The sequence below is a fragment of the Enterobacter cloacae complex sp. P40C2 genome, assembly GCF_014930695.1.
Lineage (GTDB): Bacteria > Pseudomonadota > Gammaproteobacteria > Enterobacterales > Enterobacteriaceae > Enterobacter > Enterobacter pasteurii.
Window position 1 is genome coordinate 38,209 of record NZ_JADBRP010000010.1, and the last position, 25,430, is coordinate 63,638.

Here is a 25,430-nt window from a genome sequence, read left to right on the forward strand (position 1 = left end):
TAAAACGGCAACCAAAGGTTGCCGTTTCGCTTTTTATTATGCGTTATACGCATTCTCACCGTGGCTGTTGACGTCCAGGCCTTCGCGCTCCTGCTCTTCCGGCACGCGCAGCCCGACGGTCATATCCGCCAGCTTGTAGCCGATAAAGGCCACAACCCCCGACCAGACAACGGTAATGGCGATGCTTTCCAGCTGTACCAGCACCTGATGCATCATGGTCACGCCTTCCGCGTAGCCGACGCCGCCCAGGGACTGCGCGGCAAAGATGCCTGTCATTATGCAACCGATGATGCCGCACACGCCGTGCACGCCGAATACGTCACACGGATCGTCCACGCGCAGAACGCGTTTCAGCGCGGTAACGCCCCACAGCCCCGCCAGTCCGGCGACGATACCAATCAGCAGCGCGCCGCCGACGCCCACGTAGCCACACGCCGGGGTGATACCCACCAGGCCGGCAATCGCCCCTGAGCAGGCTCCCAGCAGCGAGGGCTTGCCGCGAACGGCCCACTCGCCGAATACCCAGGAGAGGATAGCGCCAGCCGTTGCCACAACGGTATTCACGAAGGCCAGCGCGGCGATTTCGTTGGCGGCACTGGCGGAACCGGCGTTAAAGCCGAACCAGCCAAAGTAGAGGATAGCGGTACCGGTGAAGACCATCGGCAGGTTGTGCGGCTTGAATGCTTCCTTCCCGAAGCCCACGCGTTTGCCAATCAGGTAGGCGCCCACCAGGCCTGCTACCGCGGCGTTAATATGCACAACGGTACCGCCCGCAAAGTCCAGCGCGCCATGAGAGGCCAGCAGACCACCGCCCCAGACCATGTGCGCGATCGGGATGTAGGAGAGGGTCAGCCAGACCACCACGAAAATCAGTACCGCAGAGAAGCGAATACGCTCGGCCAGCGCCCCCACAATCAGCCCCACGGTGATGCAGGCGAACGAGCCCTGGAACGCGACATGGATATACTGATAGAAGCTGCCCATCACCGCGGTCAGCTCGATGTTTTTCAGCATCGCCCAGTTAACGTTGCCGAAGAAGGCATTACCCTCGCCGAAGGCCAGCGAGTAGCCATAAACCACCCACAGCACGCACACCAGCGCGAACGTGACGGCAACCTGCGTTAGCATGGAGAGTACGTTTTTGCCGCGGATCAGGCCGCCGTAAAACAGCGCGATGCCCGGAATAGTCATGAACAGCACCAGCGCGGTGCAGATCATCATAAAGGCGTTATCGGCTTTGTCTGCCACGGCAGGTGCCGCCATTGCCAGGCCCGGCAGCAGCGCCAGCGACCCCAGACCCGTTTTGATTGTTGCTATCTTCATTTTCTCGATCCCTATCACTGTGTGCCAGGAGTTACTTACAACGCCGCTTCGTCGGATTCGCCGGTACGGATGCGAATGACGCGCTGAAGTTCGGCAACGAAAATTTTGCCGTCGCCAATTTTGCCGGTGTAGGCCGCTTTGCTTACGACATCAATCACTTCATCGAGCTGATCGTCCGCAATCGCCACGTCAATCTTCACTTTTGGCAGGAAGTTAACGCTGTATTCTGCCCCGCGATAAAGCTCGGCATGACCTTTCTGACGCCCAAAGCCTTTCACTTCGGTGACAGTCAGTCCCTGAATACCCATGGAAGACAGCGCTTCACGCACGTCTTCGAGTTTGAATGGTTTGATTACCACCGTAACCAGCTTCATAAATCCTCTCCTGTCAGAATTCGGTAATGGCCGCAGCTAACACGAAGGGGATATTGCAAAGGGTGTGCCAGAAATGAAATACGAGCAGGAAAGCGGCGCGGTGCGCGGTGCCCGGAGAACGGCAAAAAAAAACGCACCATGACGGTGCATGGCGCGTTTCGGTTTTGCACCAACAGTTGAGTCTGTTAGCGCATTGCCTTGTTATGGTGCATCAGGCGCTGAGCGACTCTTCCTCGCGCGCGCTGGCGGCCAGCTCGTCGCCTGCCAGCTGCAACTGATACATCTGCCAGTAGCGTCCTTTTGCCTCCAGCAGCTGGCGGTGCGTTCCCTGCTCAACGGCCTGTCCGCGGTGCAGCACCAGAACAGTATCCGCATCGACGATCGTTGAGAGACGGTGGGCGATCACCACAAGCGTAGTGCGATCCCGTACGGCAGCCAGCGCCTGCTGGATCGCCTGCTCGGTGCCGGAGTCGATGCTGGCGGTGGCTTCGTCCAGAATTAACACCTGCGGCGTATCAATCAGCACGCGCGCCAGCGCCAGAAGCTGCTTTTGCCCGACGGACAGGTTGTTGCCCTGTTCACCCAGTCTGGTATTGATTCCCTCGCTTAACCCGCGCGCCAGATCCGCCAGCTGCACGGTTTCCAGCACTTCCCAGACCTGCTCCTGGGTAAAGGGCCGCCCCAGCGTAACGTTGGCGTAGAACGTATCGGCAAGCACCACCGGATCCTGCTGCACCATCGCGACGCCCCTGCGCAACGCGGCGTGGCTAAGCGACGAAAGCGGACGTCCATCCAGACGGATCTCCCCCTGCGTCAACGGATAGTAGCCCATCAGCAGGCTGGCGAGCGTGCTTTTGCCGCTGCCGGTGTGCCCGACCAGCGCGACGAACCCGCGCGACGGCACGTTAAGGTTGATATCCTGCAAAACAAGCTGGTCGTCTCGGTAGGCGAACGAGACATTGTCAAACGCGATGGATCCGCTTTCCAGGGGACGTTCGTCACTGCCGTAGGTCTGGCGCGGCCTGTCCATCAGTTCGAACACGCGCTCGCCCGCGACCACCGCCTGTTGCAGCATCGATTGCTGCGTGGTGAGTTCAATCAGTGGTTCATTAAGGCGGCCAAGGTAGCTGATAAACGCGTACAACACCCCAACTTCAATGGTTCCGCGCGTCGTCAGGCCGAACAGCATCAGCAGCCCGCACAGCACCAGCGCCGAGAAGAGGCTCAGCAGCGGACGTAAAAGGAAACCGTCCAGGCGTAACGTCTGCATCCGCGCCATATAGTGCGAGCGGCTGGCTTCCCCCATTCGCTCGCCAAAACGCGCCTGCTGGCGAAACTGCTGAATAACGCTCATGCCGTTGATCACTTCGTTGAAGCCATCATTGATATCCGCAAGGTAAGCGCGCACGCGGCGCACGATCGGCGTGCTGTAGCGCTGGTAAATCACCATCACGATCAGCACCGCCGGGAAAATGGTGATTGCCACCAGCGCCATCCGCCAGTCCAGGCTGAACATCGCCACCAGCATCGCGCCAATCAGCGCGGCACTGCGCAGAACCGTTGCGACAACGGTGACGTACAGGTCGCGGATCACTTCGGTGTCGTTGGTGACGCGCGAAATCACCTGCCCGACCGGCTGGGTATCAAACTCGCTCAGCGGCTGGCGCAGCGCGGCATCCATCACGTCCGTGCGCAGCTGCTGCACCACGCCCACGGCGGCCCGGTTAAACAGCAGTGACTGCGCGTAATGCAGCCCCGCCGCCGTCAGCTGTAGCCCGACGTACGCCACGCCCAGCCCGGCGACCAGGCCGAGAGGCAAATAGCTCTTCGCCACCATGTTATCGATGAAATAGCTGATAAGCAGCGGGCCGGTCACCTCCGCAATCGCGGCGATCCACAGCAGCAGCACGGCGATGGAAAGCGGCTTACGCCACGGTGAGCCGTAGGCCAGCAGACGTTTTAGCGTCGGCCACATCTTTCCAAACTTACGCATCGACGACCTCCTCATCCAGCGCGGCCTCAAGCTGCTGATAGCGGTACATATCCCGATACCAGCCGGCCTGCTCTGCGAGCTGGTCATGCTGACCGCGCTGGGCAATATGCCCGTGCTGAAGCACCAGAATTTCGCTGGCTTCGGTAAGCGCCGACAGACGGTGCGCGCTGATGATGACCGTGCGCCCCTCCCCCCACTGGCGAAGGTTATGCAGAATTTGATGCTCGGTACGCCCGTCAACCGCCGACAGCGCGTCATCCAGAATCAGGATCTCAGCGTCCAGCAGCAGCGCGCGGGCAATGGAGATGCGCTGCTTTTGTCCGCCGGAGAGCATCACGCCCCGCTCTCCGACTTCCGTATCGTAGCCCTGCGGCAGGCGCAGAATATCCTCGTGAACGCTGGCCAGGCGCGCAACATGCTCGATCTCCTGCCGGGTGGCCGTTGGGCACCCGAGCGCGATGTTGTTGGCAATCGTGTCGGAAAACAGGAACGGCGTCTGGCTGACGACCGCCAGGCGGCTGCGCCAGTCGTCCAGCAGCAGCCGCGGCAGCGGGACATCGTGGAAGCGAATATCGCCTTCGCTCACGTCAAAATGGCGCTGAATAAGCGACAGGATCGTGCTTTTACCGGCCCCCGTCGGGCCACAGATGCCCAGCATCTGACCGGGCTGCAGCGTGAAGCTGACGTTTTCGAGCACCGGCTGCTCCGTTTGCGGATAGATAAAGGCGCGGATATTGGCCTTCAGCACCCCCGGCCCTTCCGGCACCGGCTCGCTGCCATCGTTCACCACCGGCACCTCTGCCAGCATGGCGCGTATGCGGCTGTAGGCGGCGCTCCCGCGCTCAACGATGTTAAACATCCAGGCCAGCGCCAGCATCGGCCAGATCATCAGCCCGAGGTACATCGCAAAGCTGGTTAACTGCCCGAGGGTCATGGTGCCTCGCACGACCATCCAGCTGCCGCCGCCCACCGCCAGCAGGTTCGCCATGCCAATCGCTACGTAGATTGTCGGATCGAAACGGGCGTCGATGCGCGCCACGCGCATGTTTTTCGCGCCGGTGTCGGCGGCGTCTGCGGCAAACAGCGCCGACTGCCGGTCTTCCAGACCAAACGCCTTGATCATGCGGATGCTGGTCATGCTCTCCTGGGTGCGATCGTTGAGCGATGAAAACGCCGCCTGCGCCAGCTTAAAGCGTTCATGAAGCTGTTCGCCGTAGCGGTTAATCGCCAGCGCCATCAGCGGCATCGGCAGCAGCGCCAGCAGAGTAAGCTCCCAGCTGATCTGGGTAGACATTACAATCAGTACCGCACAGCCCATCACCAGTGAATCCACCAGCGTTAACACCCCTTCTCCGGCGGCAAACACCACGCGGTCCACGTCGTTCGTGGCGCGGGCAATAAGGTCTCCGGTACGGTGACGCAGATAAAATTCGGGATGCTGGCGGCTCAGCTGACGATAGAAATCTTCGCGCAGCTCAACGGCGAGCTGGTAGGACGCGCCGAACAGCAGCACGCGCCAGACGTAGCGCAGCAGGTAAACCACCACGGCCGTCAGCACCAGCGTACCGACCCACATCATCACCCGTGCGGCGGTGTAATGTTGTTCCGTAACGCCATCGACGACGTATCCCACCACTTTTGGCGGGATCAGCTGCAGGACGGCAATGATAATAAGCAGGGCCACCGCGCCGAGGTAGCGTTGCCACTCCCGACGAAAGTACCAGCTTAATTGGGCAAATAATCGCACGCGGTATTTTCCTGAAGGTATTTTACGAAGTTATTCAATGGGTAATGCTGTGGTGTATTTAATCTGTTCCATAGCAAAGCTGGAGGTGACATCGGACAAGCCCGGTACGCTGTTGACCAGCCGCTTGTAAAAATCATCGTAGCGCTTCATGTCCGCCACCTGAACGCGCATCAGGTAGTCATATTCCCCCGCCATCCGCCAGAAGCCGAGCACTTCCGGCATTTCGGATACCTGCGTGACGAAACGACAGTACCATTCGCTGCTGTGATGCTGCGTTTTTATCAGGACGAAGGCGGTCAGCCCAAGCCCCAGTTTTTCGGGATCCAGCAGCGCCACGCGTCCCAGAAGAATGCCATCATCTTCCAGCTTTTTGAGGCGCTTCCAGCACGGGGTGGTGGTCAGATTAACGGCATCTGCCAGCGCCTGCAAAGAGAGGGTGCAGTCGTTTTGCAGCAATGAAAGCAGCTTGCGGTCAATTTTATCTAGCATGTCCACCTCGCAGAGAAAATTTTTCTCCCTTCATTCTATTTTAAAGGCCAGATAGCAACAATTTTTTCTGTGCTTTTCGCTATGCTGGGCACAAAATGACAAACGGATAATCACGATGAATAGCACCTGGGTCAAACATGCCATCAGCGAAATAAATGCCGACTATCAGCGCTCGGCAGATACCCACTTAATCCGCCTGCCTCTGCCCGGATTTCCCGGTATTCAGCTTTACCTTAAGGATGAAAGTACCCATCCTACCGGCAGCCTGAAGCATCGCCTGGCGCGTTCACTCTTTTTATACGGCTTGTGTAACGGCTGGATTAAAGAGGGCACCACGATTATTGAATCCTCGTCCGGTTCAACGGCCGTTTCCGAAGCCTACTTTGCCCGCCTGCTGGGCCTGCCGTTCATCGCCGTCATGCCTTCCTGCACGGCAAAACGTAAGGTAGAACAGATCGAATTTTACGGCGGGCGCTGCCACTTTGTGGAAAGCGCCTGCGAAATCTATGCCGCCTCCGAAATGCTGGCCCGCGAGCTGAGCGGCCACTATATGGACCAGTTCACCTTCGCCGAGCGCGCCACCGACTGGCGCGGCAATAACAACATCGCGGACAGCATTTTCCGTCAGATGACCCACGAGCCGCACCCCGTTCCCGCTTACATCGTCATGAGCGCGGGCACGGGCGGCACCTCCGCCACCATCGGGCGTTATATCCGATGCCAGGGTTATGACACGCAGCTGATGGTCGTTGATCCGCAGAACTCGGTATTCCTCGACTACTGGCAATCACGCGACGCCAGCCTGCGCAGCCCGGTGGGCAGCAAGATCGAAGGGATTGGTCGCCCTCGCGTCGAACCCTCGTTCATTCCGGACGTGGTGGATGAGATGCTCCGCGTCCCGGACGCCGCCAGCGTCGCAACGGCGCACTGGCTGGAAACACAGCTTGGCCGCAAGGTCGGGGCTTCTACCGGCACCAATATGTGGGGCGCGCTACAGCTGGCCGCGCGGATGCGCGAAGAAGGCCGTACCGGCTCCATCGTAACGCTGCTGTGCGACAGCGGGGAGCGCTACCTCGACACCTACTACAATACAGACTGGGTGCAGGCCAATATTGGCGACGTTGAACCGTGGAAAGCGCAGATTGCGCAGCTGGTGAAATAAAAAAAGCCAGGCCGAAGCCTGGCTTGCTGGAAGGGTCTCGCTATTCGGGGGAATAAGGGAGGTTGTTATTGTCCAGCCAATGCGTCAAAAAATGGGACACCGCTTCGTTACGGCAGTGTCCGATAACCGGAAGATGGGGGAGCGCGGCAATAAGCTGCGGCATCGCGTTCCCCATGATCAAACCACGGCCAACGCTGCTCAGCATCTCGTGGTCGTTCATGGCGTCGCCAAACGCCATACAGTCCTGCATCGTCAGCCCGAGATGGTCGCTCAGAACCGCAAGCGCGGAACCTTTGTTACAGCCCACCGGCAGCACTTCGAGACAATCCACCGCTGAGAAAGTCAGATGCGCCCGGGCGCCAAGCGCCTCGTTCAGCTGAATGCGCAGGCGGCAGAGATCGTCATGATCGCCGCAGAAGCAGATCTTGGTCACTTTATGTGCCGGGATCCGGCGCAGATCGATAAGCTGATACCTGAAGCCGCTATAAACATGAGCGTGCAGCAGATCCGGAATGTCGCGCCCGGTAAACCAGCCCTCGTCGTTAAATACGTGCACGCTGGCCTGCGTATCCCATGAGCTATGCAGGACGATATCCGCCACTTCCGGATCAAGATCCTGACGGTGCAGCACATCACCGTTGACGGCGTGGATCCTCGTCCCGTTACCGGTTATCAAAAACGCGTTCAGGGAAAAGGCTCCCAGCAGATGGCGCATCTCCAGCACGTGGCGACCGGTAGCAAACGTCAGGGTAACGTCACGCTCGCGCAGGCGCTTAAGCGTGCTCAGGGTTTTCTCCCCCAAACGGTGATCCGGCATTAACAGCGTGCCGTCCATATCAAATGCAGCGAGCCGAGCCATGAATACTCCCGAAATGTGATGCGGTTAACTTGTGCATCAGTATTGCGTGGGATATACGGAAGTAATAGTGAATAGATGATAATTATTGTTCCGGGTTTATCATGCGCCAGCTCAACCGTCTTAACCAGTATCAACGCCTGTGGCAACCTTCCGCTGGCGCTCCGCAGCAGGTGACCATCAGCGAGCTTGCCAGCCGCTGCTTTTGCAGCGAGCGACACGTTCGCACCCTGCTGCGCCAGGCGCAGGACGCGGGCTGGCTGAGCTGGCACGCCCGGTCCGGACGAGGGAAGCGCGGAGAGCTAACCTTTCACGTGACCCCGGATTCGCTGCGTAATACCATGATGGAAGACGCGCTTAAAAGCGGACAGCAGCACAACGTGCTGGAGCTGGCTCAGCTCGCGCCTGAAGATTTGCGCTCGCTGCTGCATCCGTATCTGGGGGGGCAGTGGCAAAATGATACGCCGACGCTGCGTATCCCCTACTATCGCTCGCTGGAGCCGCTTCATCCGGGGTTTTTACCCGGCCGTGCCGAGCAGCATCTGGCGGGACAGGTCTTCTCGGGCTTAACGCGTTTCAACGGTAACAGCAGCGAGCCCGCGGGCGATCTGGCGCATCACTGGGACGTTTCTGCTGACGGCCTGCGCTGGCATTTTTACATCCGCTCCACCCTGCACTGGCATAACGGCGATAAAATCGCGACGGCGCAGCTCCAGCGAAGCCTGACGGCGCTGCTGGCACAGCCCGTCATGCGCACGCTTTTCCAGAGCGTCTTGCGTATCGAAACCACGCATCCCCAGTGCCTGACGTTTATTCTGCATCAGCCGGACTACTGGCTGGCGCACAGGCTGGCAACCTACTGTAGCCGTCTGGCGCATCCCGATATTCCCGGTGTCGGCAGCGGTCCCTTCCGTCTGAGCGTTTTTGAGCCTGAACTGGTGCGCCTGGAAAGTCACGAGCAGTATCACCTGAGCCATCCGCTGCTCAAGGCTATCGAGTACTGGATCACCCCCCAGCTTTTTGACTACAGTCTGGGCACCAGCTGTCGCCACCCGGTGCAAATCGCCATAGGCGAAGCCGATGAGCTGGAAAGCCTGCGGCTGGTCAGCAACAGCACCAGTCTGGGCTTCTGCTACCTCACGCTGAAGCAGAGTCCCCGTCTGAGCGAGCTACAGGCGAAGCGGCTTATCAACATCATTCATCTCTCCAGGCTTCTGCACACGCTTCCGCTGAACGAAGGGCTTATTACCCCTACCGGGGAACTGCTTCCCGGCTGGGCGATCCCGCAATGGCCTGATTTAACGGACGTTGCGCTGCCGGAGTCATTGACGCTGGTCTACCACCTGCCGGTTGAGCTTCACATGATGGCCAGCCAGCTTAAGGCCTACCTTGCGCTACAGGGCTGTGAACTGACCGTCATCTTCCACGACGCCAAGACGTGGGACGGATGTCAGCAGCTTGCCGATGCAGACATCATGATGGGAGACAGGCTGATTGGCGAAGCGCCGGAATATACGCTTGAGCAATGGCTCCGCTGCGATGCGCTCTGGCCGCATCTGCTGAGCGCACCGGCATATGCCCACTTGCAGGCCACGCTGGACGCGGTGCAAACGCAGGCCAACGATCGCGACCGACACGCGGGCCTGCAGGCTATTTTCAGCCGGTTGATGGAAAATGCCGTCCTGACGCCGCTCTTTAACTACCAGTATCAAATCAGCGCCCCGCCGGGCGTGAACGGTATCCGTCTTAACACCCGTGGCTGGTTTGACTTCACCGAAGCCTGGCTTCCGGCCCCCAAAGCGTGAAGAAGCTGGTCGTCGCTTTAGCCAGGCGTTAACATGACGCTTTTACCGTAACTGTCGAGATGATTTATGAAACGTGCCGTCGTCGTGTTCAGCGGAGGACAAGATTCCACAACCTGCCTGATTCAGGCGCTTCACCAGTATGATGAAGTTCACTGCGTCACTTTTGATTATGGTCAGCGTCATCGTGCTGAAATCGACGTTGCCCGTGAACTGGCCCTGAAACTGGGGGCCCGCGCGCACAAGGTGCTGGACGTGACGCTGCTGAACGAACTGGCCGTTAGCAGCCTGACCCGCGACAGTATTCCGGTTCCAGATTACGAACCGGACGCCAGCGGCATTCCGAACACCTTCGTCCCGGGCCGCAACATTCTCTTCCTGACCCTGACGGCAATATATGCTTATCAGGTGAAGGCCGAAGCGGTCATTACGGGGGTGTGCGAAACCGACTTCTCTGGCTACCCGGACTGCCGGGACGAATTTGTCAAAGCGTTAAACCACGCCGTGGATCTGGGAATGGCAAAAGAGACCCGCTTCGAAACGCCGCTGATGTGGCTGGATAAAGCAGAAACCTGGGCGCTGGCCGACTACTGGGGCAAGCTGGACGTGGTTCGCAACGACACCCTCACCTGCTACAACGGTATTAAAGGGGATGGCTGCGGTCAGTGCGCCGCCTGCAACCTGCGCACAAACGGGCTGAATCACTATCTGGCGGATAAAGCGGGCGTAATGGCCGCGATGCAGAAAAAAACCGGGCTGAAATAAGTTACTTCACCGTGCTGTCGAACAGTTTGACGCCGGCAGCACGCGTCACTTTCATGAGCGTTGTTAGCGTTGGGTTGCCGTTATCAGACAAGGTACGGTATAGCTGCTGACGTGATAAACCGGCTTTGGCAGAAATTTCTCCGATGCCGCCACGGGCCTCAATGACCTGACGAAGCGCAATGAGATAGGCAGGGATCCCCTGATCTTCATAAATTTCTTCCAGCGCTATCTGAAGATACAGTTGAGCATAGGAAGGGTTCTCGCGAAGCATTTTCACAACCGCATCGTGATGACTGACAGAACTTGAATATTTTCGTTTAGGCGCGCCCATCTGTTTTTCCTTGAGATAGATGATCTTTCAGATATTCTACCGCCTGCTTAACATCTGCTGTTTGACGCTTCTTGTCGCCACCGATGAGTAACAATAAGACATTCCGATGCTCTACGGCAAAATAGATCCTGTAACCGGGACCACAGTCAATTCGCATCTCCCAAACACCTTCTCTTAGGTATTTGTAATCGCCAAAATTACGTTTTATTGCACGGTTAACGCGCATAAGGATTCGTAAAACGGTCTCCGGATCCTTACGCCTCGTTTTTGCCACCCACTCCTCAAACGGCACTTTTCCGTCACGGGTCCGGTAGCGTTCAACAACGTAGTCCCTGTTCATTATTTTATCCCTGAAAAACCTTTTTGTCTTTTATAAAAGACAAAAATTTACGCGATCATCAGCTCCAGCTTTTCGCGCAGCTCCCCTTCCAGCGGCAACGCTTTCTGGGTTTTAAGATCGATACAGACAAAGGTGATTAGCGCATCGGCCACCACCTGCCCTTCTGGCTCCAGCGTTACGACCTGGCTCAGTACACCGCTTTTTCCATTCAGCTGCTGGACCTGGCTGGTCACGGTAAGTACATCCCCCAGCACGGCCGGGCGGCGGTAGTTGATATTGATATTGGCGACCACAAACGCGATGTTGTGAGCGGTCAGCCACTGAAAGCTTTCGCTGTTCTCCAGGCCGTCCCAGCGCGCCTCTTCCAGAAATTCAAGGTAACGGGCGTTATTAACGTGCTGGTAAACATCGAGGTGATAACCACGGACTTTGATTTGTGTCTGCATAGCGCAATAGCCTTTCGTTGTTATAGGTTCAGAGGTCATAACTGGTATGACCTCTTTATCCTGGCAAATTTTTGCCGCAGTGCAAGTTATTGCGCGATTACAACGTCAGGTGTGCGAGGTTGCGCTCAACCAGCGCGCTTCCCATACCCGGCACCTGTTTGAGATCGTCAACGGTTTTGAAAGGACCATACTCTTCGCGATAGCTGACGATGGCCTGCGCTTTTTTGAGACCTACGCCATTCATCGCCCGGGCCAGCTCTTCTGCGGTGCCAGTATTGATGCTGACCCGCGTACCCTCCTCTTCGCCAGCTTTCGGGCTGGTCGTCGCGTTAGCTTTAATATTCCCCTGGGGCGCTGCCTCCGCCTGGTTTTGGACGGCCTGCGCTTTAGCCGCAGGTGCCGCCAGCGCTCCCGCGCTCATCCCGCAGGTGGCAATAGCCAGCGTAATAAACAGTGCTTTGATTCCACGTTTCATGCTGTTTTCTCCTTGTTTGTTGACAGCCACGCCACGATAGCCGCAAGGAAAAGCCGGGACAAACAGCAGATTGCAGAAATGGAAAAGGCCGCGAAAGCGGCCTTTGGTTGTTGCAGAGCGTTACGAAAATCTGCGAGCAGACGCGTAATTATTGCTCCTGAGTGACCACATCACCCAGCTTGATTTTGGCTTCTTTACGCAGGTTGCTCATCATCGCTTCGAAAGCAATCTGGGCATTGTTCTGGGTAATTCCCTGAACCATAGCCTTCTTCTGCGCTTCTGGCAGCGTGCCGGCCTTCACTTCGTCCAGCGCCAGAAGAACAACGTTACCCTGCATATCGGTCGTGGTGCCGAAGACAGGTTTGTCCTTCGCCGGCAGGCTAAGACCAAACGCCGCCTGGCTGACAGGATCCTGACCGGTACGGCTCAGCGTTTTCGGCTCGCCAAAGCTCAGGCCAGCCGCTTTCAGCGCATCACTCTTACCTGCTTTCAGCTCGGCTACGATCTTCTCGGCATCCAGTTTTGCCTGCTGTTCCGCTTTATTGTGCTTCACCAGCGCCACAATCCGATCTTTCACTTCCGCCAGTGGTTTCACTGCTTCAGCTTTATGCTCGCTGACGCGCAGAACGAACGCACGGTCACCGTCAACAGTGATGATATCTGAGTTGCTACCCGGCGTACCGTTCTCGCCCACCAGACCACCATTGAAGATGGCGTCTGAAACCGGCTTGAAGTTCAGCTCTTCAGGCAGGTTTTCGTGGCTGAACCAGCCAGTCTCAACCGCCTTCACGCCGGCAGCCTGCTCAGCTCCCGCCAGAGATTCATTGTCGTTACTCGCGGCATCGCTTACTTTCTGCTGAAGGGCATAGAAGGCGTCGAGCGCTTTCTCCTGCTTCACTTTCGCAGCGATATCATCACGAACCTCAGCCAGCGGCTTGGTTTTCGCAGGCGTGATATCGTCCAGGCGCGCCACCAGGAAACCGACGGAGGATTTGATCACGCCAGACAGCTGGCCTTTTTCTTTCAGGCCCGCATTTTTCAGCTCGTCCGGGGTGGTAGCGTCTTCCAGCCAGCCCATATCACCGCCGTTTTTGGCAGAAATGATGTCGGTGGATTTTGCTTTCGCCACGGTCGCGAAATCCGCGCCCTTGTTCAGCTCGTCAAGCACGGCTTTAGCTTCAGCTTCTGTTTTGGTCTGGATCACGCTGTAGCGGTTACGCTGCGGCTGAGTAAACTGATCCTGATGCTGGTCGTAGTAAGACTGGATATCCGCGTCAGTGGCGTTTTCCTGCATCGCAGCCGCATCCAGCTTGATGTAGCTTACGCGGAACTGTTCAGGAGAGACGAAGTTGTTCTTGTTCTGCTCGTAGTAAGCGTTAACTTCAGCGTCGCTGACCTGCTGCTTCGCCGCCAGCGCGTTAACATCAATTGTCGCTTCACGCACTACGCGCTGCTGAGCCACCAGCGCCGCCAGCTCTTCGGTTTCGCCTTTCAGCATGAAATCGGTGCCCACGACGGCATTGATCAGCTGCTGCGTGGTCAGCTGGTTACGCAGCGCCTGAGCGTACTGGTCAGCCGTCATGCCCATCTGGTTTACGATGCTGTTATAACGCGCGTTGTCGAACTTGCCTTCAGACTGGAAAGCCTGCGTTGAGAAGATGGCTTTTTTGACCTGCTCATCGCTGATGCTCAGCCCCAGACTTTTCGCGTACTGGTCCAGCAGCGCTTCGTCGATAAGGCGGTTCAGCGTCTGCTGACGCAGGTTTTTCATATAGCCTTCGTTGGCTGCCAGTTCAGAGTATTGGTCGCCCAGCTGTTGCTGCATGCGGTTACGTTCCCCGGCAAAAGCGTTCTCGAACTGCCCACGGCTGATTTCCTGGCCATTCACTTTTGCGGCGTAGTTCGCGCCACCGCCGATGAGGTAACTACTCACACCGGTCAATATGAACGACACGATAATGATACCGAAAATAATCTTGAGCACGAGACTGTTAGCAGCCGTGCGTAAGCTGTCCATCATGGTGTAACAACACTCCGCTGTAGGTGACTGGTTACCTGACGCTGACGGAAAATCCTGACCGTCGCGCTTAAAGGCGTATTGTGACAAGAAAACAGGGCAATTGTCAGCCCACAACTCGCATAAACTCGCACAAATCAGGTCTGGACAAACAAAAAAGGCACATCAAATGATGCGCCCTTGTACTTTTCAGCTTCCCTGAAGCGGGAAAGCAATCAGTTTACTGCGTCTTTCAGCGCTTTACCTGCACGGAAACCCGGCACTTTAGCGGCAGCAATGGTGATCTCTTTACCGGTCTGAGGGTTGCGGCCAGTACGGGCAGCACGCTCTTTAACCGCGAAAGTACCGAAGCCTACCAGTGCAACGTCGTCCCCAGCCTGCAGAGATTCAGTAACAGAAGCAATTAAAGCATCTAAAGCACGTCCAGCTGCAGCTTTAGAAATATCAGCACCCGCAGCAATTTTGTCAATCAGTTGAGATTTATTCACTGTTCTCTTCCTCTCTTTATAATTTATATCGCACCTGAATCCTTCACAGCGCGACCGCGCAGCAGTTATATCAGTCCTGCTATGACCTTACAACACCCGTTGTTGATGGCTTACCCAATCAGCAATCTAAATTAGCTATACAAAAAAAGGCTGGCAAGTACGAAATGACTTACCAGCCTTGTTTTTATTGACGCTCTTTGCGCGAGGTCACTATTTTGCGGTTACAACCTGCATTCCGGACGGCTCATTTTGCAGTGCGAGAGTCAGAACTTCCTCAATGCGCTTAACCGGATGGATCTGAAGATCGGCAATAACGTTGTCCGGAATCTCTTCCAGATCGCGTTTATTTTCGTAAGGAATCAATACGGTTTTGATCCCACCACGGTGTGCCGCCAGCAGTTTTTCTTTTAACCCACCGATTGGCAGTACCTGACCACGCAGGGTGATTTCACCGGTCATTGCCACATCAGCGCGTACCGGGTTACCTGTCAGACAGGAGACCAGTGCCGTACACATGGCAATACCCGCGCTTGGACCATCTTTAGGCGTCGCCCCTTCCGGAACGTGAACGTGGATATCGCGTTTCTCGTAGAAATCCGGGTTGATGCCCAGTTTTTCCGCGCGCGCGCGCACCACGGTCAGCGCAGCCTGAATAGACTCCTGCATTACTTCACCGAGCGAGCCGGTGTAGGTCAGCTTGCCTTTGCCCGGTACGCAGGCGGTTTCGATGGTCAGCAGATCGCCACCCACTTCCGTCCATGCCAGACCGGTAACCTGGCCCACGCGGTTTTCGTTGTCCGCACGGCCATAGTCGAAGCGCTGAACGCCCAGATAAGCGTGCAGATTATCGCCGTTAATCACAATGTGTTTCAGGCTCTTATCCAGCAGCAGCTGTTTCACCGCCTTACGGCACAGTTTTGAGATTTCGCGCTCAAGGCTACGCACGCCCGCTTCACGGGTGTAGTAACGAATGATGCCAACAATAGCGCTGTCCTCAACGGTCAGCTCGTTAGCTTTCAGCGCGTTGCGCTCAATCTGCTTCGGCAGCAGGTGCTGTTTGGCGATGTTCAGCTTCTCGTCTTCGGTATAACCGGACAGACGGATCACTTCCATACGGTCCAGCAGGGGTGCTGGAATGTTCATGGAGTTCGAGGTCGCCACGAACATCACGTCGCTGAGGTCGTAGTCCACTTCCAGATAGTGATCGCTGAACGCGACGTTCTGCTCTGGATCGAGCACTTCCAGCAGCGCCGACGCCGGATCGCCACGCATGTCCGAGGACATTTTGTCGATCTCATCGAGCAGGAACAGCGGGTTTTTGACCCCCACTTTCGCCATCTTCTGGATCAATTTGCCCGGCATCGAACCAATATAGGTACGACGGTGGCCGCGGATTTCCGCTTCATCACGTACGCCGCCCAGCGCCATACGGATGTACTTACGTCCGGTCGCTTTGGCGATGGACTGGCCCAGAGACGTTTTACCTACCCCCGGTGGCCCTACCAGGCACAGGATTGGGCCTTTAATTTTGTTCACGCGGCTCTGTACCGCGAGGTACTCAAGAATGCGGTCTTTCACGCGTTCCAGGCCGTAGTGGTCGGTATCCAGGATCTCCTGGGCCTGACGCAGGTCTTTTTTGACCTTGCTGCGGGTGTTCCACGGAACCTGTACCATCCACTCAATGTAGCCGCGCACAACGGTTGCTTCTGCCGACATCGGAGACATCATTTTCAGCTTCTGCAATTCAGCTTCCGCTTTCTCTTTCGCCTCTTTCGGCATCTTCGCCGCGTCGATCTTGCGCTTCAGCGCTTCGTTTTCGTCCGGAGCGTCGTCCATCTCGCCGAGCTCTTTCTGAATGGCTTTCATTTGCTCGTTCAGATAGTACTCACGCTGCGATTTTTCCATCTGCTTTTTAACGCGGTTGCGAATGCGCTTCTCAACCTGCAGCAGATCGATTTCTGACTCCATCATCGCCATCAGATATTCCAGACGTTCGTTAACGTCGGACATTTCCAGCACGGACTGTTTGTCAGCCAGCTTCAGCGGCATATGTGCAGCGATGGTGTCAGCCAGACGCGCCGGATCGTCGATGCTGTTCAGCGACGTCAGCACTTCTGGTGGGATTTTCTTGTTCAGCTTGATATAGCCTTCGAACTGGCTGATCGCGGTGCGCACCAGCACTTCCTGCTCGCGCTCATCAAGCTCAGGTGAATCAAGGTACTCTGCCTTCGCAGAGAAGTGCTCGCCATCATCTGACAGAGTGGTAATACGCGCACGCTGCAGGCCTTCCACCAGTACCTTGACGGTACCGTCTGGCAGCTTCAGCATTTGCAAAATAGAGGCCACGGTCCCGACGGTGAAAAGATCGTTTACACCCGGCTCATCCGTAGATGCTTCCTTCTGCGCGACCAACATGATTTTTTTATCATGATCCATGGCGGCTTCGAGGCAACGGATAGATTTTTCCCGCCCTACAAATAAGGGTATGACCATGTGCGGATAAACCACCACATCGCGCAACGGCAATACGGGGATTTCAATGCGTTCAGAACGCTCAGGATTCATAGAGCTCTCTCTTAGTTTAGTGTCCGCCAGGTAAACTGGTCATGTAACTGTGCTTCACACAACCATTAACATGTAATCCAGTATATGGGGATGTTTCCCATACATTCAACGCCACGAATACGGAAAAAGTAAAGGGGAGATAAAATCCCCCCTTTTTGATTAACTGATTGTATGGATTGGTGAATTATTCGCCAGATGCCTGCTGCGCTTCCGGTTTACCGTAAATCAGTAACGGCTTGGTCTGGCCACCGATTACGGACTCGTCGATAACCACTTTTTCGACGTCTTCCATAGAGGGCAGATCGTACATCGTGTCGAGCAGGGCTGCTTCAACGATAGAACGCAGGCCACGTGCACCGGTTTTACGCGCCATCGCTTTCTTGGCAATCGCGTCCAGCGCTTCGTCACGGAATTCCAGCTCAACGCCTTCCAGATTGAACAGCGCCTGATACTGTTTGGTCAGCGCATTTTTCGGCTCTTTCAGGATCTGAATCAGCGCGTCTTCGCTCAGTTCGTTCAGGGTTGCCACTACCGGCAGACGGCCAATAAACTCTGGGATCAAACCGAACTTGATCAGGTCTTCCGGTTCAACCTGAGCCAGCAGCTGGCCTTCGTTTGGTTTTTCAGACGTGGATTTTACCGTCGCGCCAAAACCAATGCCGGAGCCGGTTTCAACGCGGTGAGAAATCACTTTGTCCAGGCCTGCAAACGCACCGCCACAGATAAACAGGATCTTGGAGGTATCAACCTGCAGGAACTCCTGCTGCGGATGCTTACGTCCGCCCTGAGGTGGAACAGCCGCGACCGTACCTTCGATAAGCTTCAGCAGCGCCTGCTGCACGCCTTCGCCCGACACGTCACGGGTGATGGACGGGTTGTCAGATTTACGGGAGATCTTGTCGATCTCATCAATATAGACAATCCCGCGCTGGGCCTTCTGCACGTCGTAATCGCATTTCTGCAACAGCTTCTGGATGATGTTTTCAACGTCTTCACCCACGTAACCGGCTTCGGTCAGGGTGGTGGCATCCGCCATGGTAAACGGCACATCCAGCAGGCGCGCCAGGGTTTCAGCCAGCAGCGTTTTACCGGAGCCGGTTGGCCCGATCAGCAGAATGTTACTTTTACCCAGCTCCACGCCGTTGCTGGTATCGCCGTTACGCAGGCGCTTATAGTGGTTGTATACCGCCACCGCCAGCACTTTTTTCGCCTGTTCCTGACCAATGACGTAGTCATCCAGGTGATGGCGAATTTCGTGTGGCGTTGGTAACGCGCTGCGCTCGCGGTGCGGCGCGACTTCTTTAATCTCTTCGCGAATGATGTCGTTACATAAATCGACGCATTCGTCGCAGATATACACGGACGGCCCGGCAATCAGTTTACGCACTTCATGCTGGCTTTTGCCGCAAAAAGAGCAGTACAGCAGTTTGCCCGAACCATCTTTGCGTTTATCTGTCATGAGTCCAAACCTCTTTTTAAGTTCTATGTGCCGCACATGACGACGCAAATGCCATTTTCAGACGCAAGCTGCTTACTGGCAACGTGCCGCCCTACCTTAGTATAGCGGCACACTCGCGTCGCGGGCATCAATTACGATGGGTCAAAATGGAGTCGACTAAGCCGTACTCAACTGCCTCTGGTGCAGAGAGGAAGCGATCGCGCTCGGTATCGCGCTCGATCTGCTCAAGAGGTTGACCCGTATGCTGCGCCATAAGTTCATTCATGCGCGCTTTTACTTTCAGAATTTCTCGGGCGTGGATTTCGATATCCGTCGCCTGGCCCTGGTAACCACCCAGCGGCTGGTGAATCATCACGCGGGAGTTTGGCAGGCAGAAGCGCTTGCCTTTCGCCCCTGCGGTTAACAGGAAGGCGCCCATGGATGCCGCCTGTCCCATACAGATGGTGCTGACATCCGGCTTGATGAATTGCATGGTGTCATAAATAGACATACCCGCCGTAATAACACCGCCTGGCGAGTTGATGTACAGGTAAATGTCTTTTTCCGGGTTTTCCGCTTCCAGGAACAGCATCTGCGCCACGATCAGGTTAGCCATATGGTCTTCCACCTGGCCGGTCAGAAAGATAACGCGTTCCTTGAGCAGACGGGAGTAGATATCGAAAGAGCGCTCACCACGTGAGGTCTGTTCAATAACCATCGGCACCAGCGCCATATGGGGTGCAAAGTTATCTCGTTCGCCACTGTATGACATTTCCGTCTCCTGGTTCAAAATTGAAAACACCTGCTGTACTGATTGTAACCTTATGGACGGATTATCAGCCAGTCTCAATCATCTCGATTACATACTTATGGGGTTCGCCACGCCCTATTTCAAGCATAACAATCTTTTGTTGTAACGCTAACACTGAAAAGGCGTTTTAGCACCCTTCCAGGACTCAAGCTGTGATAAAAAAAACCCGTCGCCGGAGGGCAACGGGTTTTTTGTTCAAACTTTAAACCGTTGGGGCGAAATTACGCCTGCTGGTTCATCAGCTCGTTGAAAGAGGTCGCTTTTTCGGTCACTTTCGCTTTCGCCAGTACCGCTTCAACAGCCTGCTCTTCCAGTGCGACGTTGCGCATGTTGTCCATCAGCTCTTTGTTCTTACCGTAGAACTCGATCACTTCTGATGGATCTTCGTATGCAGACGCCATCTCTTCGATCAGGCCCTTCACACGCTCTTCGTCAGCTTTCAGCTCGTGGGTGCGAATCACTTCGCCCAGCAGCAGGCCAACAACAACGCGGCGTTTCGCTTGCTCTTCAAACAGCTCGCGTGGCAGTTCCATCGCTTGCTGCTGGTTGCCACCGAAACGCTGTGCAGCCTGACGGCGCAGAACGTCGATTTCGCTGTCGATCAGGGCTGCTGGAACGTCGATGTCGTTCGCTTTCACCAGACCGTCAATCGCCTGAGACTTCACACGGTTACGTACAGCACCGTTCAGCTCGCGCTCCATGTTTTTACGCACTTCGGTACGCAGGCCAGCGATAGAACCATCCTCAACGCCGAAACGCTTGATGAATTCTTCCGTCAGTTCTGGCAGTTCGCGCTCTTCCACTTTCTTCAGGTTAATCACGAACTTCGCTGCTTTACCCTTCAGGTTTTCAGCGTGGTATTCTTCTGGGAAGGTCACGTCGATAGTGAACTCTTCACCCGCTTTGTGGCCTTTGATACCGTCTTCGAAGCCTGGGATCATACGACCCTGGCCCATCGCCAGTACGAAGTCAGACGCTTTACCGCCTTCGAACTCTTCGCCGTCTACGGAACCGGTAAAGTCGATAGTTACGCGGTCTTCTGCGTCAACTGCACCTTCTTTCTCTTTCCAGTTCGCCTGCTGCTTGCGCAGGGTATCCAGCATGCCGTCAACGTCTTCGTCAGTTACGGAAACGATCGGTTTTTCAACTTCGATAGATTCCAGACCTTTCAGCTCAACTTCCGGGTACACTTCGAACTCTACGGAGTAGGTGAAGTCTTCGCCCATTTTGTATTCGCCCGGCACGTAGTTTGGCGCGCCAGCTGGATTGATTTTTTCTTTGATGATCGCGTCGATAAAGTTGCGGCTCATCAGTTCACCCAGCACATCCTGACGCACGGAAGCGCCATAACGCTGAGCAACAACATTCATTGGTACTTTGCCCTTACGGAAGCCGTCAATACGTACTTTCTTTGCTACGTTGACCAGCTCGCTTTTCACAGCAGTTTCGATGCTGTCAGCAGCGATAGTAATCGTTACACGGCGGCCAAGGCCTTGAGTGGTTTCAACTGAAACTTGCATCTTGTTACCTCAAAAAAATCACAGTGCTCGGTCAACTCTGAATCTGTCTGTTATACCGGGATGCTCTCTTATGTGCAGATTCACATTCCCTGTCGCCAGAATCATCCCGAAGACATTCATTAAGACGCGGCATTATAGCGGCATCACTTAGGTGAGTCGAGAACGGTTGGAGCATGTTGCTGCGGCTTTTTTCACACTTTAAGGCTATTTTTAGCCTTAAAATCGCGCCATCCGCTCAAAACTCAGACAAAACAAAACGGCCCGAAGGCCGTTTTGAGGAAATCTGTAAGCAACATACTGGAAAAACTCCGGCGGTTGCAAATCCGATTTATCAGGCGATGGTGCCTGCACCACGACAAGGCGGTGATGCGAATACCGTATCCTGCAGCCCTTCCCATTCCTTAATGGTGTAGGTATGCAGAGCAAGCGCATGTACGGTTGTGGAGAGTTCTTCCGTCAAGGTGCTGTAGATCAGGCGGTGTCGGTTCAGGAAACGTTCTCCCATGAAGCGATCGCTGACCAGAACCACTTTGAAGTGGCTTTCAGAACCTGCCGGCACGTTATGACGATAGCTTTCGTCGACAACTTCGAGAAACACAGGGTTGAACGCTGCCCTTAATTTTTCTTCTATCTGCTCACGTATCATCATGAAATCACTCCTCCGACAACGCTAAGATGTCACCCATCCCTTTAAATATTAGCCGCTTTTACCGGTTCCATTACAACAAGACAACAAATATTTAGCTTTCGTCTGATTTTCTCATTCAAACGAATGAAGTTCACTATGAGACTCATACGTTTTGTCACTCATGCGTGGAGAAAAGCGGAAAGGTGGTCAGTTTTCAGACAAGGCGATGAATTTACATGCGTTGACCACTTCCCCTGGCCGTTGGCGATGTTATGATGGCGGCAATTTTTCTCTATTTGCTTACGATTCGTTGAGAACCCGAAAATGTTAAAAAAACTCTTCTTTCCGTTGGTAGCGCTCTTTATGCTCGCCGGCTGTGCAACCCCGCCGACGACCATCGATGTTTCCCCAAAAATTACCCTGCCTCAGCAGGATCCAAGCCTGATGGGCGTAACGGTCAGCATTAACGGCGCCGATCAGCGTCAGGACCAGGCGCTGGCGAAAGTCACTCGCGACAACCAGCAGGTCACCCTGACCGCATCCCGCGACCTGCGTTTCCTGTTACAGGAAGTGCTGGAGAAGCAGATGACCTCCCGCGGCTACATGATTGGCCCAAGCGGCGCGGTTGACCTGCAAATCATCGTGAACAATCTGTACGCTGACGTGTCCCAGGGCAACGTTCGCTACAACATCGCAACCAAAGCCGATATCGCCATCATCGCGACCGCGAAGAACGGCAATAAGATGAACAAAAACTACCGTGCGAGCTATTCCGTTGAGGGCGCGTTCCAGGCCTCCAACAAAAATATCGCTGACGCGGTTAACAGCGTGCTGACTGACACCATTGCCGATATGGCACAGGACACCAGCATTCACGAATTCATCAAGCAGAACGCCCGTTAATCCTGCTGACTGACCCGGTGCTTCACCGGGTCAGTTCATAAGAACATGTCCAGTCACTACTTACGCATTTTCCAGCAACCGAAATCAGCTATTCTGCTGATCCTTGGTTTCGCCTCCGGTTTACCGCTTGCGCTCACCTCCGGCACGCTGCAGGCGTGGATGACGGTCGAGAACATCGACCTGAAAACCATCGGCTTCTTCTCGCTCGTGGGCCAGGCCTACGTCTTTAAATTCCTCTGGTCGCCGGTCATGGACCGCTATACCCCGCCGTTCATCGGGCGGCGTCGCGGCTGGTTAGTGATGACGCAGGTCCTGCTGCTGCTGGCGATTGCCGCCATGGGCTTCCTTGAGCCGTCAACGCAGCTCCGCTGGATGGCCGCGCTTGCGGTAGTCATCGCCTTTTGTTCCGCCTCCCAGGACATTGTTTTTGACGCCTGGAAAACGGACGTCCTGCCTGCGGAAGAACGCGGTGCTGGCGCGGCGATCAGCGTGCTCGGCTATCGTCTCGGTATGCTTGTCTCCGGCGGGCTGGCGCTGTGGCTCGCCGACCGCTATCTCGGCTGGCAGGGTATGTACTGGCTAATGGCGGCCCTGCTGATCCCCTGCATTATTACCACCCTCTTCGCACCAGAACCGAGCGAGGTCATTCCGGTTCCGCGCTCGCTGGAGCAGGCCGTGGCAGAACCGCTGCGCGATTTCTTTGGCCGTAATAATGCCTGGCTGATCCTGCTGCTTATTGTCCTTTATAAGCTCGGCGATGCCTTTGCCATGAGCCTGACGACAACCTTCCTGATCCGCGGTGTCGGGTTTGATGCGGGGGAAGTCGGCGTGGTCAACAAAACGCTGGGGCTGTTTGCCACGATCGTCGGCGCTCTGTACGGCGGCGTACTGATGCAGCGCCTGACGCTGTTTCGTGCGCTGCTGATCTTCGGCATTCTTCAGGGCGCATCGAATGCCGGTTACTGGCTGCTGTCGATTACCGACAAGAACATGATCAGCATGGCGACGGCCGTATTCTTTGAGAACCTGTGCGGGGGTATGGGCACGGCGGCATTTGTTGCGCTGCTGATGACGCTGTGCAATAAGTCATTTTCCGCCACCCAGTTTGCCCTGCTCTCTGCCCTCTCCGCCGTCGGGCGCGTGTACGTAGGTCCCGTCGCGGGCTGGTTTGTTGAAGCCCACGGCTGGCCGACATTTTATCTCTTCTCGGTGGTGGCCGCCGTACCGGGGATTTTATTGCTGCTGGTCTGTCGCCAGACGCTGGAATATACCCAGCGCACGGAACACTTCATGCCGCGCACGGAATACCATGCCGCCTATCGGTTTGCCCTTCGCCTGCTGATGGTGGGCTGCGTTGCGCTGGTTCTGTGGCTCGTGGTGCTCATTATTAACGCCACCACCGCGCTATCGCTGCCTTATGAAACCGTGCTGCTTGATGCAGGCGTGCTTCTCGCCGTTGCAGGTATCCTGACAGGCGGAACGCTGGATTTCATGTCCTTGCGGAAAACGCAGATGACCTGAAGCAAAAAGCGAAAGGTTATTTCCCGTTGTAATAACCGTGCGAAATTATAACGGTGAAATAACCGCCATCGGATAAAAAAATATTTGTTGTTTTGTGCGGGATAGCATTCGGAAATTATTGGAGCTTAATTCGCTACGCTATTTTTCGTTAAACGATTCAGCTTTCGAAAGATTGTATTTTCGTTTTTTATTTGTCTTTTTATTGATAATTAATTGTTAATTATTTGTATATTTTTAGCAATGGTTATACCAATTGCCCCATTTGGGGTAGGCTAAAGCGGCCTTTCGTTATAACGCCCACGCTGTGCGGCTTTCCTCCAAAAATGCGACATAATTTGCAACACATGTGACATGTGCGGCAGAACCCAGTAACACCTTCCTGACACAGGGCTAATGATGTTTACAGTAATGTAACCTTCCCGTAAAATGCCCCCACACTTTAAACGCCACCAGACTCCCGTGGAATTGAGGTCGTTAAATGAGACTCAGGAAATACAATAAAAGTTTGGGATGGTTGTCATTATTCGCAGGCACTGTATTACTCAGTGGCTGCGATTCTGCACTACTAGACCCCAAAGGACAGATTGGACTGGAACAACGTTCATTGATACTGACGGCTTTTGGCCTGATGTTGATTGTGGTTATTCCTGCCATCTTGATGGCTGTTGGTTTCGCCTGGAAGTATCGTGCGAGCAATAAAGATGCGAAGTATAGCCCTAACTGGTCACACTCCAATAAAGTGGAAGCTGTGGTCTGGACGGTACCTATTCTGATCATCCTGTTCCTTGCCGTACTGACCTGGAAAACCACTCACGCACTTGAGCCGAGCAAACCGCTGGTTCACGATGAAAAACCGATTACCATTGAAGTGGTCTCCATGGACTGGAAATGGTTCTTCATCTACCCAGAGCAGGGCATTGCTACCGTGAATGAAATCGCCTTCCCGGCGAACACTCCGGTTCAGTTCAAAGTGACCTCCAACTCCGTAATGAACTCCTTCTTCATCCCACGTCTGGGCAGCCAGATTTACGCGATGGCCGGTATGCAGACTAACCTGCACCTGATCGCGAATGAAGCAGGCACCTACGACGGTATCTCCGCCAGCTATAGTGGCCCGGGCTTCTCGGGTATGAAGTTTAAAGCTATCGCTACGCCAGACCGCGCGACTTTCGACCAGTGGGTTGCAAAAGCGAAGCAGTCTACCAACACCATGTCTGACATGGCGGCGTTCGAAAAAGTGGCTGCACCTAGCGAATACAACAAGGTGGAGTACTTCTCTAACGTGAAACCGAATTTGTTTAAAGACGTTATTGGCAAATTTATGGACCACGGTATGAGCATGGACATGACCCAGCCTGAAGGCGAGCACAACACGCACCAGGGTATGGAAGGCATGGACATGAGCCACGCGGAAACCGCTCACTAAGGGGCCGAGG

The 25,430-nt window shown here is 55.3% G+C and carries 23 protein-coding genes; 6 read left to right on the plus strand and 17 right to left on the minus strand.

The features are described 5' to 3' along the window. Window positions 1–36 precede the first annotated feature (36 nt). From amtB to IM304_RS16835, 5 genes are all read right to left on the minus strand, one after another. Window positions 37–1,323, minus strand: a complete 1,287-nt coding sequence (gene amtB, locus IM304_RS16815) for an ammonium transporter AmtB (protein WP_148420297.1) — start codon at window positions 1,321–1,323, stop codon at window positions 37–39. Between the two features lie 35 nt (window positions 1,324–1,358). Continuing rightward, window positions 1,359–1,697, minus strand: coding sequence for a P-II family nitrogen regulator (gene glnK / locus IM304_RS16820; RefSeq protein WP_006809867.1), 339 nt, complete (start codon window positions 1,695–1,697; stop codon window positions 1,359–1,361). A 211-nt stretch (window positions 1,698–1,908) separates the two neighbouring features. Beyond that, a complete protein-coding gene (locus IM304_RS16825) occupies window positions 1,909–3,690 on the minus strand; it encodes a SmdB family multidrug efflux ABC transporter permease/ATP-binding protein (RefSeq protein ID WP_193355662.1) in 1,782 nt (593 codons plus the stop codon). After that, entirely contained in the window at window positions 3,683–5,437 is a 1,755-nt protein-coding gene (locus tag IM304_RS16830; protein WP_193355663.1) for a SmdA family multidrug ABC transporter permease/ATP-binding protein, read from the minus strand. Before IM304_RS16830 ends, IM304_RS16825 begins: the two co-directional genes overlap by 8 nt. Window positions 5,438–5,467: 30 nt before the next feature. Beyond that, window positions 5,468–5,926, minus strand: a complete 459-nt coding sequence (locus tag IM304_RS16835) for an Lrp/AsnC family transcriptional regulator (protein WP_023310581.1) — start codon at window positions 5,924–5,926, stop codon at window positions 5,468–5,470. A 115-nt stretch (window positions 5,927–6,041) separates the two neighbouring features. On the opposite strand from IM304_RS16835, the gene IM304_RS16840 reads away from it, so the two are divergent. Further along, on the plus strand, window positions 6,042–7,088 hold the full coding sequence (locus IM304_RS16840; RefSeq protein ID WP_193355664.1) for a PLP-dependent cysteine synthase family protein: 1,047 nt from the start codon (window positions 6,042–6,044) through the stop codon (window positions 7,086–7,088). 40 nt (window positions 7,089–7,128) lie between these two features. Here the strand turns inward: IM304_RS16840 and cof are convergent, their stop codons facing one another. Further along, window positions 7,129–7,947 (minus strand): HMP-PP phosphatase, encoded by an 819-nt coding sequence (gene cof / locus IM304_RS16845; protein ID WP_193355665.1) that lies wholly within the window; start codon window positions 7,945–7,947, stop codon window positions 7,129–7,131. A gap of 101 nt (window positions 7,948–8,048) precedes the next feature. Here cof and IM304_RS16850 point away from each other — a divergent pair, with 101 nt between their 5' ends. Both IM304_RS16850 and queC read left to right on the plus strand, forming a co-directional pair. After that, window positions 8,049–9,749, plus strand: coding sequence for an SgrR family transcriptional regulator (locus IM304_RS16850; RefSeq protein ID WP_193355666.1), 1,701 nt, complete (start codon window positions 8,049–8,051; stop codon window positions 9,747–9,749). 66 nt (window positions 9,750–9,815) lie between these two features. Continuing rightward, window positions 9,816–10,511, plus strand: a complete 696-nt coding sequence (queC, locus tag IM304_RS16855) for a 7-cyano-7-deazaguanine synthase QueC (protein ID WP_193355667.1) — start codon at window positions 9,816–9,818, stop codon at window positions 10,509–10,511. Between the two features lies 1 nt (window position 10,512). On the opposite strand, the gene IM304_RS16860 is transcribed toward queC, so the two are convergent. The 11 genes from IM304_RS16860 to bolA form a co-directional block, all read right to left on the minus strand. Continuing rightward, entirely contained in the window at window positions 10,513–10,842 is a 330-nt protein-coding gene (locus IM304_RS16860; protein WP_148420291.1) for an addiction module antidote protein, read from the minus strand. Next, window positions 10,829–11,182 (minus strand): type II toxin-antitoxin system RelE/ParE family toxin, encoded by a 354-nt coding sequence (locus IM304_RS16865; protein ID WP_193355668.1) that lies wholly within the window; start codon window positions 11,180–11,182, stop codon window positions 10,829–10,831. The genes IM304_RS16860 and IM304_RS16865 overlap by 14 nt, the downstream gene beginning before the upstream one ends. 47 nt (window positions 11,183–11,229) lie before the next feature. Further along, entirely contained in the window at window positions 11,230–11,628 is a 399-nt protein-coding gene (locus tag IM304_RS16870; RefSeq protein ID WP_063451689.1) for a YbgC/FadM family acyl-CoA thioesterase, read from the minus strand. Window positions 11,629–11,725: 97 nt separating this feature from the next. Then, the gene (locus tag IM304_RS16875; RefSeq protein WP_193355669.1) at window positions 11,726–12,103 is read right to left on the minus strand and encodes a helix-hairpin-helix domain-containing protein; all 378 of its coding nucleotides are present in this window, start codon (window positions 12,101–12,103) and stop codon (window positions 11,726–11,728) included. 148 nt (window positions 12,104–12,251) lie between these two features. After that, the gene (ppiD, locus tag IM304_RS16880; protein ID WP_193355670.1) at window positions 12,252–14,123 is read right to left on the minus strand and encodes a peptidylprolyl isomerase; all 1,872 of its coding nucleotides are present in this window, start codon (window positions 14,121–14,123) and stop codon (window positions 12,252–12,254) included. A 212-nt stretch (window positions 14,124–14,335) separates the two neighbouring features. Next, the gene (gene hupB, locus IM304_RS16885; protein ID WP_002444653.1) at window positions 14,336–14,608 is read right to left on the minus strand and encodes a nucleoid-associated protein HU-beta; all 273 of its coding nucleotides are present in this window, start codon (window positions 14,606–14,608) and stop codon (window positions 14,336–14,338) included. Window positions 14,609–14,818: 210 nt separating this feature from the next. Continuing rightward, entirely contained in the window at window positions 14,819–17,173 is a 2,355-nt protein-coding gene (gene lon, locus IM304_RS16890) for an endopeptidase La (protein WP_148420287.1), read from the minus strand. A 184-nt stretch (window positions 17,174–17,357) separates the two neighbouring features. Beyond that, on the minus strand, window positions 17,358–18,632 hold the full coding sequence (gene clpX / locus IM304_RS16895; protein ID WP_148420286.1) for an ATP-dependent protease ATP-binding subunit ClpX: 1,275 nt from the start codon (window positions 18,630–18,632) through the stop codon (window positions 17,358–17,360). Between the two features lie 127 nt (window positions 18,633–18,759). Next, the gene (gene clpP, locus IM304_RS16900; RefSeq protein WP_006809880.1) at window positions 18,760–19,383 is read right to left on the minus strand and encodes an ATP-dependent Clp endopeptidase proteolytic subunit ClpP; all 624 of its coding nucleotides are present in this window, start codon (window positions 19,381–19,383) and stop codon (window positions 18,760–18,762) included. A gap of 260 nt (window positions 19,384–19,643) precedes the next feature. After that, complete coding sequence (gene tig / locus IM304_RS16905) at window positions 19,644–20,942, minus strand: trigger factor (RefSeq protein ID WP_148420285.1); 1,299 nt, start codon at window positions 20,940–20,942, stop codon at window positions 19,644–19,646. Window positions 20,943–21,273: 331 nt separating this feature from the next. Then, complete coding sequence (gene bolA / locus IM304_RS16910; RefSeq protein WP_148420283.1) at window positions 21,274–21,591, minus strand: transcriptional regulator BolA; 318 nt, start codon at window positions 21,589–21,591, stop codon at window positions 21,274–21,276. 303 nt (window positions 21,592–21,894) lie between these two features. Here bolA and IM304_RS16915 point away from each other — a divergent pair, with 303 nt between their 5' ends. From IM304_RS16915 to cyoA, 3 genes are all read left to right on the plus strand, one after another. After that, complete coding sequence (locus IM304_RS16915) at window positions 21,895–22,473, plus strand: lipoprotein (protein ID WP_176611046.1); 579 nt, start codon at window positions 21,895–21,897, stop codon at window positions 22,471–22,473. Between the two features lie 45 nt (window positions 22,474–22,518). Continuing rightward, the gene (ampG, locus tag IM304_RS16920; RefSeq protein WP_193355671.1) at window positions 22,519–23,994 is read left to right on the plus strand and encodes a muropeptide MFS transporter AmpG; all 1,476 of its coding nucleotides are present in this window, start codon (window positions 22,519–22,521) and stop codon (window positions 23,992–23,994) included. Between the two features lie 478 nt (window positions 23,995–24,472). Continuing rightward, a complete protein-coding gene (gene cyoA, locus IM304_RS16925) occupies window positions 24,473–25,420 on the plus strand; it encodes a cytochrome o ubiquinol oxidase subunit II (protein ID WP_003859054.1) in 948 nt (315 codons plus the stop codon). The last annotated feature ends 10 nt before the right edge of the window (window positions 25,421–25,430 follow it).